Source organism: Labrenzia sp. THAF191a, assembly GCF_009363335.1.
GTDB classification, from domain to species: Bacteria; Pseudomonadota; Alphaproteobacteria; order Rhizobiales; family Stappiaceae; genus Roseibium; species Roseibium algicola.
Genome location: NZ_CP045333.1, coordinates 307,257 through 320,030, shown reverse-complemented (window position 1 = coordinate 320,030; position 12,774 = coordinate 307,257). Strand labels below are relative to the sequence as shown.

General features: G+C 52.5%; 9 protein-coding genes. 3 read left to right on the top strand and 6 right to left on the bottom strand.

Going from position 1 to position 12,774, the window contains the following annotated elements:
* Positions 1–49 precede the first annotated feature (49 nt).
* Positions 50–1,783, top strand: a complete 1,734-nt coding sequence (locus tag FIV05_RS01490) for a site-specific integrase (protein WP_173013744.1) — start codon at positions 50–52, stop codon at positions 1,781–1,783.
* A gap of 435 nt (positions 1,784–2,218) precedes the next feature.
* Positions 2,219–5,845 (top strand): hypothetical protein, encoded by a 3,627-nt coding sequence (locus FIV05_RS01485; RefSeq protein ID WP_152508433.1) that lies wholly within the window; start codon positions 2,219–2,221, stop codon positions 5,843–5,845.
* Positions 5,846–5,863: 18 nt separating this feature from the next.
* Here FIV05_RS01485 and FIV05_RS01480 read toward each other — a convergent pair whose 3' ends face one another.
* The 3 genes from FIV05_RS01480 to FIV05_RS01470 all read right to left on the bottom strand — a co-directional run bounded on the left by FIV05_RS01480 (position 5,864) and on the right by FIV05_RS01470 (position 9,188).
* Entirely contained in the window at positions 5,864–6,559 is a 696-nt protein-coding gene (locus tag FIV05_RS01480; protein WP_152508432.1) for a recombinase family protein, read from the bottom strand.
* Between the two features lie 215 nt (positions 6,560–6,774).
* Complete coding sequence (locus tag FIV05_RS01475; RefSeq protein WP_152508431.1) at positions 6,775–8,652, bottom strand: hypothetical protein; 1,878 nt, start codon at positions 8,650–8,652, stop codon at positions 6,775–6,777.
* 179 nt (positions 8,653–8,831) lie between these two features.
* Complete coding sequence (locus FIV05_RS01470) at positions 8,832–9,188, bottom strand: MarR family winged helix-turn-helix transcriptional regulator (RefSeq protein ID WP_152508430.1); 357 nt, start codon at positions 9,186–9,188, stop codon at positions 8,832–8,834.
* A gap of 590 nt (positions 9,189–9,778) precedes the next feature.
* Between FIV05_RS01470 and FIV05_RS01465 the strand changes: the two genes are divergently transcribed.
* Positions 9,779–10,453 (top strand): hypothetical protein, encoded by a 675-nt coding sequence (locus FIV05_RS01465; RefSeq protein ID WP_152508429.1) that lies wholly within the window; start codon positions 9,779–9,781, stop codon positions 10,451–10,453.
* Between the two features lie 82 nt (positions 10,454–10,535).
* Here the strand turns inward: FIV05_RS01465 and FIV05_RS01460 are convergent, their stop codons facing one another.
* The 3 genes from FIV05_RS01460 to FIV05_RS01450 are packed head-to-tail and all read right to left on the bottom strand — an operon-like array spanning position 10,536 to position 12,707.
* Positions 10,536–11,588: a hypothetical protein gene (locus tag FIV05_RS01460; protein WP_152508428.1), complete on the bottom strand. Its 1,053-nt coding sequence runs from the start codon at positions 11,586–11,588 to the stop codon at positions 10,536–10,538.
* Complete coding sequence (locus FIV05_RS01455) at positions 11,572–12,072, bottom strand: hypothetical protein (RefSeq protein WP_152508427.1); 501 nt, start codon at positions 12,070–12,072, stop codon at positions 11,572–11,574. The genes FIV05_RS01460 and FIV05_RS01455 overlap by 17 nt, the downstream gene beginning before the upstream one ends.
* Positions 12,069–12,707, bottom strand: coding sequence for a hypothetical protein (locus FIV05_RS01450; protein ID WP_152508426.1), 639 nt, complete (start codon positions 12,705–12,707; stop codon positions 12,069–12,071). The genes FIV05_RS01455 and FIV05_RS01450 overlap by 4 nt, the downstream gene beginning before the upstream one ends.
* Positions 12,708–12,774: the final 67 nt, after the last annotated feature.

Below are 12,774 nucleotides of genomic sequence, written 5' to 3'. Positions count from 1 at the left end.
TCTTGCGACCACTGCTACAGCAGACTGCTACAGTGAGGGTCTAAAAAAGGTGTCTGGCCATACCCGTTTGTACCGCCGTGGAGCGGTCTACTACCACCGTGCTGTCGTGCCCGCCGACATCGTCGAAACCTATGGCAAGCGAGAGGAACTGATCTCGCTTCGCACAAAGGATCATGCCGAGGCGCTCCGCAAGGTGCGTATCAAGGCTGTTGAGGTCGACAACCGGTTCGAAGAGCACCGCCGAGCGCTCCGGGGACGAGATGCAGCGCCCGTCGTTGATGAGCTTTCTCCAGAGCAGATCCAGGCAATCAAGGCCATTTACCATGCGCATTTGCTGGAAGAGGACGAAGCTGTCCGCTTGGACGGTTTCCGGGAAGACCATGAAGTCCAGCCCGAACTGCCGACACCGTCGTTTGACGATTGGGAAGCGACCACTGATGAGCTTGAGAAACATGTTCGACAGCTACGAGGCCGGTTCAAGGTAGATCCACACTACGAGTTTGAAGTCGAAGAGGTGTCGGAGTGGCCGGAGGTGAACCTGAAGGTGTCTCCTGGAACTAAGGCGTTCAAGCAGTTTGCTGCAGCGCTGCAGGACGCGACCCTTCAGGCTTTCGCGGACATGCGGAGCCGGAATGAAGGGAACTATGTGTCGACACCTGGTTCCAAGATCGAATTGACGCCAATATGCCCCAAGCTTTCTGTCGTTTTGGAAGACTGGATCAAGGAGAAGTCCAAGGAAGATTGGACAGAGGCGACAGCCAAGGAGCATAGAGTCTGGGCCGAGCAGTTCATGCTGTTGTGCGGAGATCGGCCTATCGACGAATACGGCAAAGACGATGCCCGTCGTTTCAAGCAGGTGCTGCTGCGTCTGCCGTCCAACTGGAAAAAGAAGTCGGTGCTTCGGGAGATGTCTATTGAGCGGGCTGCGGAGGCGGCTGTGTCGCTCGAAATGCCGTCCATGTCGACAACCAGCGTCAACAAGATCCTCCGCTTCGTTGGTTCTTTCTGGCGTTGGGCGCAGAGCCACTACGACAACGTACCCGGCAACCTATTTGATGGCCTCAGTCTGTCGACACGACGCGTTCAGGCGAAGGAAGAGCGGCATCCTTTCACTCTTGCCGAACTCTCCAGCCTATTCACCTCGACGATCTACACTGGCTGCAAGTCGGCGCGGGAGTGGAAGACGCCTGGAGATGTCGTCCCCATGACGGATGCTAAATACTGGGTGCCGGTGATCAGCCTGTTCACAGGTGCCAGGTTGAACGAGATCCTGCAGCTTTACGTCGCGGACGTGGTGGAAAAGCACGGCGTGATCTGCATCTCGATCAATGATGACGGGGAGGACAAGAAGTTGAAGACCAAGTCCTCCAAGCGCGACATCCCGATACATGCCGAACTCGAGGCGTTGGGCTTCCTCAAGTTCGTCCAGAAACGGAAAGACGAGGGTTCGAAGCGCCTGTTCCCCGAGACCCAGGTCGGCCCGAATGGAAGTTACTCCGGCCCGTTCTCCAAGCACTTCAAGCGCTTCATGCTAGACGCTGGTGTTGAGCGGAAGGGGGTCAGCTTCCATAGCTTTCGGCACAATTTCGAGGATTTCTGCCGCGCTGCCGGGATCAACATGGACTTCGCCGACTTCCTCCAAGGCCACATGCAGATCGGAATGCGCAACCGCTACGGCTACGGAGAGGTCTTCTATCGCGAGCTGAACAAGGCGCTGCAGTCTTTGAGGTTTGATGGGGTGGATTTGTCAGCACTACAAAGAAACTCGTTGCTGCTGAAATAAAAGTACCCTGCAATTGATGAAATATGAGATGCTTGTGGATTGTTGCAAGTGCCGAGCCGACCAATAACTAGTTTAGTGAACTAGCAGCTGTGCCGCATAAAATCACTGTGGTTCGGCTCAAAGATACGACGCGTAGATAGTTCAAAAGCGAAATCGTATGGCTTCACCATTTGCTGGTATTTTCCGTAAACTTTCGATCATTGGTTTCAAAGTGTAGCTTCGCAACGAACTTTGGCATTATCCTAATACATGTGGCGACTCAAGGAAACTTCGTATGAGCGAGGTCGAGTGGGTGTGCTGGTGTAATCCTAGTTGGTAGGAGGGTTGGAATGCTGGAGACGCTATATTGGGTTGCGGGTATTGTCGTTGCAGTGGTCGCTGTTTTGGGTCTTTTCCTGAAACTAAGAAGCGCGAAGACTACGACTAATACTCAAAATGCTCGCGTTTCGGGCCAAAACAATACAGTTCAGCAAAACGCCGAAAATCGCAGCGGAGAACAGTAAGAAATTGTCTATATTTAGACTTTTTAGAAGTCGATTTTCTTTCAAGTCAGAGCGCAATGAGAACACTCAAGCCGCAAGCATTCGCGGTGACGGTAATGTGGTCAACCAGTCCGTCCAAAATTTTTGGTTGTTAGACAGTGAAGCAGCCAAAGCCCGGAAACTAGTTGAGGCGGCGGACGTTCCCTTTGAATTAGATGGTCGAGCTTCATTAACTGTTGAAGAGCCAGACAGAGATGATTGCGAAGAAATTAGAAGGATTCTCGATTATCGCAAGATTGCAAACCGCGGAGATAGTGATACATCTTTGAGCTTACTCAGAAAATTAGGTGAAGAAGAAAAGTATTCATCTGGTTATTTGGGATTCAGATTGCACTTCAATATTGGTGTTGTTCAGCATGGTATCGGCGAATATCAAGAAGCCAGCAAATCATTGCGACTTGCCCATTCACTGTGCCCGTCTGATTTTAAGGCGCAGACTGGATTAGCTTTTGCAGAACTACTCGATGGAGACAACCAGTCAGCGCTACAGCGTTGTTTGACGTTGCTACAAGAAAAAGGAGACCATCGAAGTTTGGCAGCCAGCTTATATTGCCATGCCGCCCGTTTCACCGAGCATGAAAAAGCTCCTGAAGATCTACTTGGCGAGGAGTTGTTTGCTCCGGATGTTGTTGTCGCCTATCTCGACTATATCCAAGATGTACGTCCTGATGATTATCATGAGGTTTTGTCAAAGATATATGAGGGCGATAAGGACAATAATCATGTTGCTTCCATGTGGGCGCTTGCAACGCTTGATGACGCTCGCCAAAACCAAGCTTTCTTGCTTGGCGCTCGAATGCCTGACGATTATGAAAATCGCCTTGCTAAATCCGCCGAAATATTAAAGCGAGACTTGGTAGAGGCTCTCGAGTTCCGCCCACCCAATAAACTCCTGCTACCTTCCCAGGTAAATAACGCTGCAATCGCGCTCCGGCTCTCGGGTAGCGTCGCCGATGCGGCTCATTTAATTGATCAGACTCTAGCAAAATACCCTGAGCTAAAAAGCCAGCTTGCGCAAATACGTGCGGTCTTATTTCTCCAAGAAGACGGCGACACCGAAGCTTTGGAATTGATCTGTCCGTTGTCAGACGTTCCTGAGTTGCAAATTATGGCATCGGAGATTGAAGCGAAGCTCGGTGAGAGTACTGTAGCGCTCAAAAGGATTGATGCTGTTCTAAGTGCGGATCTACCAGAGGAGCTTTTGCCAGTTGCACTGGAAACAAAGGCCCGAATGGCAATTAGCTTTCTAAGCCGAGAGCCAGCGGATGAAGCGCTAGAAGAACTAGTCGCAATCACGCCTGAAAGACCGGAAGTATTATTGCTGCGATCTGCTTATGAACGTGCATTTGTTCTGCGAGAAGAGAATGACGAAATTGAAGCACTTCCGATTTCGGTTACGGGCACAAAATTTGATGAGAAAAAGGTTCTTTCATCTCTAGAAAACGCCGATAAATGGGATTTCCTCACGATACTAAAAACAGCGGATGAGTTGTTTGCTAGGGGGTATTATCGCGAGTGCGCTGATTTGTTGATCGATCGGGTGAGTTTTTCTTCAGAAAGCCCGGCGTTGAGTACTCTTTGTGATGCTTGTCTGCGGGGGCATTTAAGTCGAATAAGTATAGAGATTGTTAAAAAACTATCCCAGAATGTTAAAAATTCTGTATTCGGTTGGAGGTTTTGTTCAAATGTTGCGATTCTGTCAGGGGAATACTCAAAGGTAGTGCCACTTGCGCGGAAATTGTTTGAGCATAGCCCAAGCTCGATGAGCGCTTTGCAGTGGTATGTACAAGCACTGTTTCGTACGAATGAACGTGCAAGAATCCGACGGCTCATCAAGGATCTCGATGATCTAGAATTGGTTGGTACGATTGATGAGCGATGCGAGTATGTGAATATTTTGGTCTATTGTGGTGAGATCGAAAGGGCGCGTAATTACGCGTATCGCTTATATTGCCAAAATCAAAATCATCATCGCGCATGGATGGCTCTCAGCGCCAGCGTATTGGCCTTTGGCCGACCGCCGGGCACCGCCGATAATATTACTGCGACAGTCGTCCAGGAAGGATCGACTTTCGAGGTGTTGAAATCAGACGAATCGAAGCTGTCATTTACCATTGAAACAAATGAAGAACTATTTGCTTTAAGGGAAGGCAATATTGGTCGTGATCATCCGGTTGCTGTAGCTGCGCTGGGTAAAGAGGTGAACGAAGAATTTGATTGGCCTTTAAAAGGTCAAGGCGTAGCAAAGATCATAAGTGTTAAACATAAGGTTTTAGCGGCGTTCCATCAGATTATAGAGAAATTTGAAGAGCAGTTTCCAGAGGCATCGGGTTTCAAGTCAGTCTCAGTAAATTTTAGTAGCGAAGACGGCCTCGACGAAATGAAAGCAATGCTGAGGCAACGTGCCGATTACTCTCAACAGAAAGCTAAAGAGTACTCAGAGGGAACCTACCCGCTCTACATACTCGCCTTTCATCTCGGCATTGATCCAATCGACGCAATGCTGGGGTTAAAATCAGAATGTGGTTATCCTCTCAAAGTTTCATCTTGTTCCGTCGAAGATCAAGCTAATGCAGCGAATGACATCCGCGACGCACGAAAATGCGGAATCATAGCAGAATCATGTGCATGCTACCTTATCCGGCGTCTGGGTATTGAAGAGGCAATAAAAGCAGAATTTGGACGGATTGGCATCACTCAAGAAGCCGTTGATATATTTGCGGAACGACTACAGAGTTTGGAGACTTCATGCTTTCAGGACGGAGATACCGGACCTAAAAAATCAAGCAGTATTGCGGTGCGCGGCGACCAAATTGTTCTGACTGAATGGAGTGAAGAGGAAGTCACTTCGAAGCTCGAATTGATGCGTTCCGACTTGGATTGGATCAAATCAGATTGCGTCCTCGTCCCTGCAGTGGCGAAAGTCGACCCAAACGATGAGATAATCCGTGCTCGCCAAGAAAAGGGCGGACGGTTCTTTGATGATATATTCGCCGCAGACGGTACGGATCGTTTATTTTTGTCTGATGACTACCATTTGAGAGCTTGGGCCGGGCAACTATTTGGCGTCAAGACTGCGTGGATCCAAGCGTTACTGTTTCACTTAGAGAGTTCTGGACGCATTGGAGCTGAGGACGTTGTGAAATGCACTCTCCAACTTCGAGAGCTTGGAGAAGAGGCCCTGAGCACAAATGCAAATCGAATACTGGTTGCAGCGCAAATGCTATCGAAGAGTGAGATTTCAGAAGGCGAGTTTGCAGATTTCTGCAGTCTACTTGGGCAGCCAGGAGCCGATCTGAAATCCCATATTCAAGTCGCTTTAGGTGCAATTACTGGGTTGTGGGAGTTTGATGGATTAAATGAAATAAAAGAAAAGGCGACTAGTATAATTCTTCAAAAATTAGTTAGAGGTCAAGCTGATCAGGCGCGAGGAGTGCTGAATACCGTACAGAAAATCTTCCAACATGATGAAATCGGGGCCTATATCGCTAAATGGCGTATCGGTCACTTTTTAACATGAACGGCTATCGCCGTTGTCTCAAGAGTCAAGCGTTTCGTGACTTGTAAAAGCATCTGGAGTGTCTAGCCTCTCCATCGTCCGCTTGACCTGCATTGCGGTCCACTTACCGTTTCTAGCCGTCAGGATGTCGAGTGTGTTCAGCTCATCGGCGATTGCTCTGAGTGACATGCCTGCCTGTTTCATCGGGAGGATGACGCCGCTCAGCCTCTGAGCGCGGCGCTGGGCGTCAGCTTTGACGACCTCATTCCGTCTCATCGTCTTGTCGCGGAGGCCTCCGAGCTGCTTACCCCGTCGCTTGGCTGCAGCCAGTGCTGCCTTGGTACGAGCACTGATGAAGTCACGCTCCTGCTCAGCCAGCGCGGCGTAAATGTGCAGCTGGAACTTGTCGGCATAGGGCATCTGGGCCACGCGGATGGAGAGCTTAGGATCATCCATGAGGCTGGCGATGAAGGCGACCTTGCGTGATAGGCGGTCGAGCTTGGCAACCAGCAACTCGGCGTCCTGCTTCTTGGCGAGGTCGATGGCCTTCTTCAGCTCAGGGCGGTCGTTGTTCCCACCGCTCAGCACATCAACAAATGAAGAGACAATCTCGAACGGAATATCTGAGAACCCGTCCAGGAAGAGTTGAATGTCGCGCTCCTGCGCCTCCAGTCCCAACCCGCTGCGTCCCTGTTCAGCTGTACTCACACGTTTGTAGATCACGTATTTCTTCATAGCCGTAGCCGCCCCACTTCAATGTTGAATGGGAGTCTAACGAAACGTTGTATCAATCGTCAAGGAACGTTGTGGCTGTTACAAAAATGGCGACGCCCCAAATTTGGATAGGAGCAACAGGGGTTATTGACCACGAGGTGGGGGTATGGGGGGAAACGCATCTCCCCCACTATTGATAAGTCGCTCAGATTTTTGACCCACACAACATTTCTGGGTCAGTCACCGCTCAGGATGGGATGGAAGAAGCGGATGAACGCATTCGCTCCTTTACGGTTGCCGATCATGTGCTCCTGAAGCCCTAATTCGGTCAACTCTGCACGAAAGTGCTCGCACTTGCGTATCTTGGTCAGTTGTTTTCGATCCGAGATACCAACAGCCTCCTGCACTTCTTTGAAGAGGATAACCGCATCCGGGTCTTCAGCCCGACGAGTTGCGATGTAGTCGAGGACCGCTCTCTTCTTCTGTCCTTGAAGCCTCCGACGCGACGGCGACCATGTGGTGACCTGACAGCCAGGGAACCAGTCAGCCAGCTTGTCACGTATTCCGCTTGCCTTGGCTGCGATGAAGTAGGCCGTACAGGGTTTGCACCGTCCCCCATCATTGCCTCGAACCGAAGCCCGACACAGAGCCTGGTAGATGTTATGGCCATGTTCTCCGAGACGGATTGCACCCACCGCCGAGTGTGACAGCTCCTGGTTTACCGGTCTCCCGCTGCAGGCATATGCAAGACCGGAGTACTGCCAATCGGGCAAGCAATATGTGCTGGCTATGACTACATTGGGTATGTCAGCGAAGGCGTTGGTCGCGGTGTGCTGGCCCCAGGTGACGAACTGGACCCGGTCTCTGGCGGTCGTTACGTGCTCAAGGATCAGCTTCGGAATTGAGATGGAGACGAAGTCCTTGTGACAGACCACAAGCCAAGGCTCATCCGGTTTGCTGTCGATCACTGTCGCGATCTCAACCGCCAATCGGTCATCGTTCTTCGTCCAGCTGTCTTTGCCTGAGCCCTGGTCGAGAACATGCACGGTCAGGGCAGAATAGTCCTTAGGGGTAGACGTCAGGCGCACCAGGCCTGTGCTGTGACGATTCCAACAGTTGTAGGTCTCGCGGACACGTCCTGAAGCATCGAGGACCAGAAGCGGGGCCATGTCTGTCGGTAATGCGTCTCGGGTGTGGAGCGCAACCTTCTGCTTGCCTTGACCCGGCAAGATCCGGACTGGTCGTCCTGACATCGCGGCCAGTGCGTCCAGATTGCGACGCAGAGACCCGTCATGATCCGACGAGACACGGAGACCCGTCAGTCCTTCGATGGCAGGTATGGTGATGACCGAGCCCGATGGTGCGCTCACCGTTTTCCCGAGAAGGTCCTGGACTTGATCCGCAGTGGTGACAGCCCTTCGACGCAGAAAGGGGAGAAGCTCGCCCAAGTCGTCGCTGCTGAGCGTCACGACTTCGCTGGGCTCCAGCGTCTCATCCCAGACACGGACATCACGGACACGATGTAGATAATAGAAAGCCGAACACTGTTCAAAGCTCCCGCCTTTGCACCTGCTCGTTAGCATCTGCTGTGTCGTGAAGAGGACTTGGGCATCATTGACCGGTGTGGGGGATATGGCGTTGCACTCATGATCGGCGGTGTAGACTGCAAAGTCATCCGGCCGAAGATTGGCCTCCTCGACCAGTCGTTCGATCTCTGCCTTGCGGGACAGGAAGACGACGACGCCAACATCTTCATGATCGGAAGAGCGTACAACTTCCTTCAGGAATTGAGTCAAGGCAGTGGTCTTCCCCATGCCGGGATCAAGACTGGAGAGGTGAACCTTCGGTGGACAGGTTCCGCTGAGCATGGCGGTTAGGGTGTCGACGACGTCGGACAGACCTGCCCACTGAAAAGAGGAAGGGGACTGTCCATAACTCTGAAGTTGAAGCTTCAGCTTAGCGAGAACGCGGTCTTTGATCTCCAACGTTAACGAGGCGGGTGGGGTCAAAACTTCATTATAGCTATGGGAAAAATTGTCCCCCGATACGGGAGCGGAGAGGCAGCAGTCGATAGCCAGGGACGATACCCCAGCCAGTGTTGGTTGGTGTTTCATGGTTTTCTTGAAGGGTGGGAGGTGGAAACGAAAAGCGACGAGGAGAGCTACGGGCGTTCCATCGGTCGGTGTGGTCCTGATGGTGCCACCTAATTCGAGTTTAGGGCCGAGAGGGGCTATTCACATCATTAAGGCACCGGGTGCCCCAAGGAGAAGCTAGGGGCCCGATGATCCCGAACTCAGTGGAAAGGCGGTACTAAAAGCTTGAGAACAATAGCTTTGCCTGCAGGTGTCAAGTAATGGCGATGCTTACGTGGGTCTTCGGGGTCCGGGTGAGAACTGACCCAGCCTAGACCGCCATATTTGCTTCGTGCGTCCCCCCTTCCGAGATAGCCAACTATTCTGGAAATAGTGCTCTGGTTAACGTCCATTTTTTCGGTGAGGTAGCGGCTCGTGCAGCCGGGTTCATTTGCGAGATGAAGCAGCACCGCAACCTTAGCCAAGTCCATGTTGGGTGCTATTTCTTTACAGTAGCTCACCATTGAGAGGGTTGGTGCAGGATCCCAGGATTGGTCGGTCTGATTTGAGATGGTCATTGGTTTTCCTTGTGTTTGGAGATGCCATGATTGCTTTGGCAACCGGCAGAACAGCTAGGCGGAGAGATGCATGGATACGATCCTCCGGATTGCAGAGAATTATGCAGGCGAGCCCAACGAGGTTTCTTGGAGGGTGCGATGGTGCAACTTTATTTGTTCTCGGGAGCTTTGATCTCGAGAAAACATCGAGAAATCCGGCTGACAAGGTCGCGACTAGCCGCCACCTGACGGTGCATCCAGGAATGGTGGCACTTGATTGGCGCTGGAAAAGAACTCCAGCGTAGCGCCGCCCTTTGGATTGAACTCGAATTTCTAACCCGCGAAAAGCTGCTCGACGAGCGACGTATCTAGCCCGCTGGCGATTTTGCTCGTCGATGGTGTCACCTAATTCGACTGAAGGCCGAGAGGGGAAGTGCGTTGCAGACAGTTGCCTTCGACAATCCCGTCTCGGATATGATCTGAGGCACGGTAAAGCCCTCCTGCTCGCGCACCGTCCGCATGGAGCGGATCGTGTCAGGGTCAACCTGAGAACCTTTAGATTGTGAGTGGCGATCGATCAGGCTATCAGCTTCCCAAATGGAGGATGTATCGTGGCGCTAACGCAGGTTCAGGTGATCCAATCGCTAGGCGAAGCACTGACTTGGTACGAGCGAGAGCTTGATTGGGGTGTTGCGCCAGGTGAACTCAGGCACCTGACCGGTCGGATTGGCGAGCTTTATGCAGCCATGATCACTCGGGGTCAGATGGCGCTGGATACCAACCAGCGTGGCTATGATGTCATCAGCGCGGAGAACGAACGGATCTCCGTCAAGACGGTGACCACCGCCAACCACGTTGCCTTCAACACAAACACTTTTCAGTTGTGCGATCGGGTTATGGTTCTACGGGTGAATGTGGACCCGGAGGAAGGTGTCTCTGTCGAGGAGCTTCTCGACTGCACTGCCAGTGAACTGAGAGAGAAAGTCTCCCCCTATGGTGACGCCTTCAGGCTATCCATTTCGCTGTTCAACAAGCCGTCGAAGCCCCTCGACCACTTGCAGGTAGACAACGAAATCTACTTCGAGCGATATACCCTCAGGCAGTACGAGAGCGGCACTATCCTTGTCCTGATCGACGGAGAACCCCAGCTTGTCGCCAAGCCTCACCTTAGGAAAATCGCTGCCACACTTGGCGTCGACATTCTGAATGGAAGCGGGGGGAAGAAGAACACGCGACAGCTCGGGGCAGACATTATCAAGACATTGAAAGCCCGTGGCGAGACTTGAGCCCTTAATCGGGGATACTGTTCGTGCCTATGCTCTGATTGTTCCCTCAGATTTCTGCACCAAACGTTCCGGATATCGCGCCCTACGTCGACCCCACTGATACTCCGAAGGCACTGGACAAAAACTCCAGTGTCGCGGCATCGCGCAATTTACAGACTACGTTCTGGTTAGCGAATACGCCCCGGAAAGTCTTTGCCTCCGCCATTGGGAAGGACTTGATCCAGTCGACACCAACCGCGTACTCGGCAAGTTCCTCGTCATCCTGGTCATGGGCGAGATTTGGCTGTTCCAGATTGGCGGACAGTAAGTTGCCTGTACCGATGGCAAAATCCCGAACCATAATTGCAGGAGAAGTTATCTCCCCATACCCCACATAGCCCCGACCCTTCTGATAGGCGAAAATCTTGTCGCCTAATGAAAGTTGCTCCAGGCGGCCGGAATAAAACCTCCCATTGCCAGCAGATATGAAGCCGTAGCGCCGCATATCCTCCCAGGATCTGTGTTCGCTCTCTCCGACATTGACATACCAATAGCCGGTCCAGGGAGCTCGCACCTTGGAAGCAGACCGCTCCTCTACCTCATCCGGGTCCATCTGCCAGTCCGTTGCAAGCAGCTGACGGTCGCCGTCCTGGAATATGCGGAACAGGGCAACGTTGATGGAAAGGTCATGCCTCTCTGCAAGATACTCGACGATCCGGTTGGTCGTGCTGTCGAGTTCACTGGCTATGATCACCATGCGGTGGTCGCCGTTGAGTGTTTCCGGAAGCCCTCTGTCGAACCGTTCCTGGAACGCCGCAGGGAGGGGCTTGCTCAAGAAGCGATTGGCGATGTCGTGAACATCCCGTGTCGTCAACCCAACGGCCCAGCTGGCATAGTCCAAAACCTGCGCAACAATCTCTCGCGGCGTCCGGTCTCGCTTCAGCTCCAAAATAGCGAGATTTCCCGAAGCATCGAGCCCAAGCAAGTCGAGGCGACCACGGTTCTCGACAATGACCTGTCGACCAATAATCAGGACATCCAGTCCCAAAATGGCAGGGTTCTCAGCGACCCACGTTTCGATCTGATCCTCGGTGGCGAGTCTTGCCCTCGAGACTGGTTTAAGCCTGCCTGCAGAGACTTCAAAGAGATTGGTCATCAGCTGCCACCTGTCCTTTGGCCCAAAGAAAAACCTGCTTCTGCTGATCCCGCAAAAAGGCTTTCTCATTCGTCACTGCGTATCCAAGTTCCTTTGCGGCGGATACGAACCCTTTCAAGGTCTGTGGTTCCATGTCACCAGTCATAAGGTTCTTCTGATTGACGACGATGGCGCTCAACAAGGGCCATCCTCGACGGTGGGCGAATTCAATCAGGTCTCTCAGATGTGTGTTCATCGCATAGTGCACCTTCGTCCAGTCGGCTTCACTTTCATCGGCGAGCTGCTTGTACGAAAGGAAACTCCCCTCCCTGGCGAACTTGGTCACCGCATTTATCGTCTTCTCAAAATCGAGGCCTTGCCCCTTCCGGCGGCTCCATTCCTCGAGCAGATCAGGAAAGACAGGATCATCAGTTTTCTCGAGCCGACGGTAGTTGCCAATGAGAGTCTGCAGTTCAAGATCAGTCCATTCATCCGGAGATTTCACTGGCATTCTCCCGAGATGCCCTTCGGCGCTGCGGGCAGCCCCTTGTAAAACTCGCTGTGCAAACCACCGTGATTGGTCATACCAGGCTTCGTCAGCACACCCTTGGGTGCGGCATAGCTATCGATGCGACGCTCTGGGTGCTCTCTCCAATTGACATTCACGGCCCAGAGCTTGGGAAAGAAGCAGAGCGTATTGTAAGGCAGGTGGTCGTGAATCCACCAGGCGAGCCTTTGCCAGTCGCCTTCTTCCTGGTAACGGTCCGAGAACCAGGGAAGGACGACGCAGGCCGTCGCGCCCAAACGCCCTTTCGCGTCCCGATAATCCCAGATGTGATCGGCGAAGTTGGCCTCGTTGCTCGCGCAATTGTGGCCGTGGTTGTTGCCGTAAGCGTTGACCTCCGGCGAGCGGTAAGCCGAACGGATAGCTACATGTCCGAAAGCCGATCTCAGCGGCTCCAGAAGCTGTTCACAGAGCTGCGTCCCGGCTTGGACGGCGACTTCGGGATGATGCGGGATGTTGGGGATACCGAAGAAACTGGAAATCTCGGAATACAGGAAATCACGCATGAAGAAATTTTCCGACAAGCGCACACGACCGAGTTCTTCGAGCCATGGCATTGAACCCGGCTGCTTCATATCCCGCCCCTTTTTCTCCTTTGACACCATTCACAGGTGGTCACTGATTCCCGGGGTACGCTCTTGC

What these genes read in the sequence shown, in the direction of transcription:
- FIV05_RS01485 (WP_152508433.1), top strand. Translation starts at nt 2,219, where the DNA reads ATGCTCGCGTTTCGGGCCAAAACAATACAGTTCAGCAAAACGCCGAAA.
- FIV05_RS01480 (WP_152508432.1), bottom strand. Translation starts at nt 6,559, where the DNA reads ATGAAGAAATACGTGATCTACAAACGTGTGAGTACAGCTGAACAGGGA.
- FIV05_RS01475 (WP_152508431.1), bottom strand. Translation starts at nt 8,652, where the DNA reads ATGAAACACCAACCAACACTGGCTGGGGTATCGTCCCTGGCTATCGAC.
- FIV05_RS01470 (WP_152508430.1), bottom strand. Translation starts at nt 9,188, where the DNA reads ATGACCATCTCAAATCAGACCGACCAATCCTGGGATCCTGCACCAACC.
- FIV05_RS01460 (WP_152508428.1), bottom strand. Translation starts at nt 11,588, where the DNA reads ATGACCAATCTCTTTGAAGTCTCTGCAGGCAGGCTTAAACCAGTCTCG.
- FIV05_RS01450 (WP_152508426.1), bottom strand. Translation starts at nt 12,707, where the DNA reads ATGAAGCAGCCGGGTTCAATGCCATGGCTCGAAGAACTCGGTCGTGTG.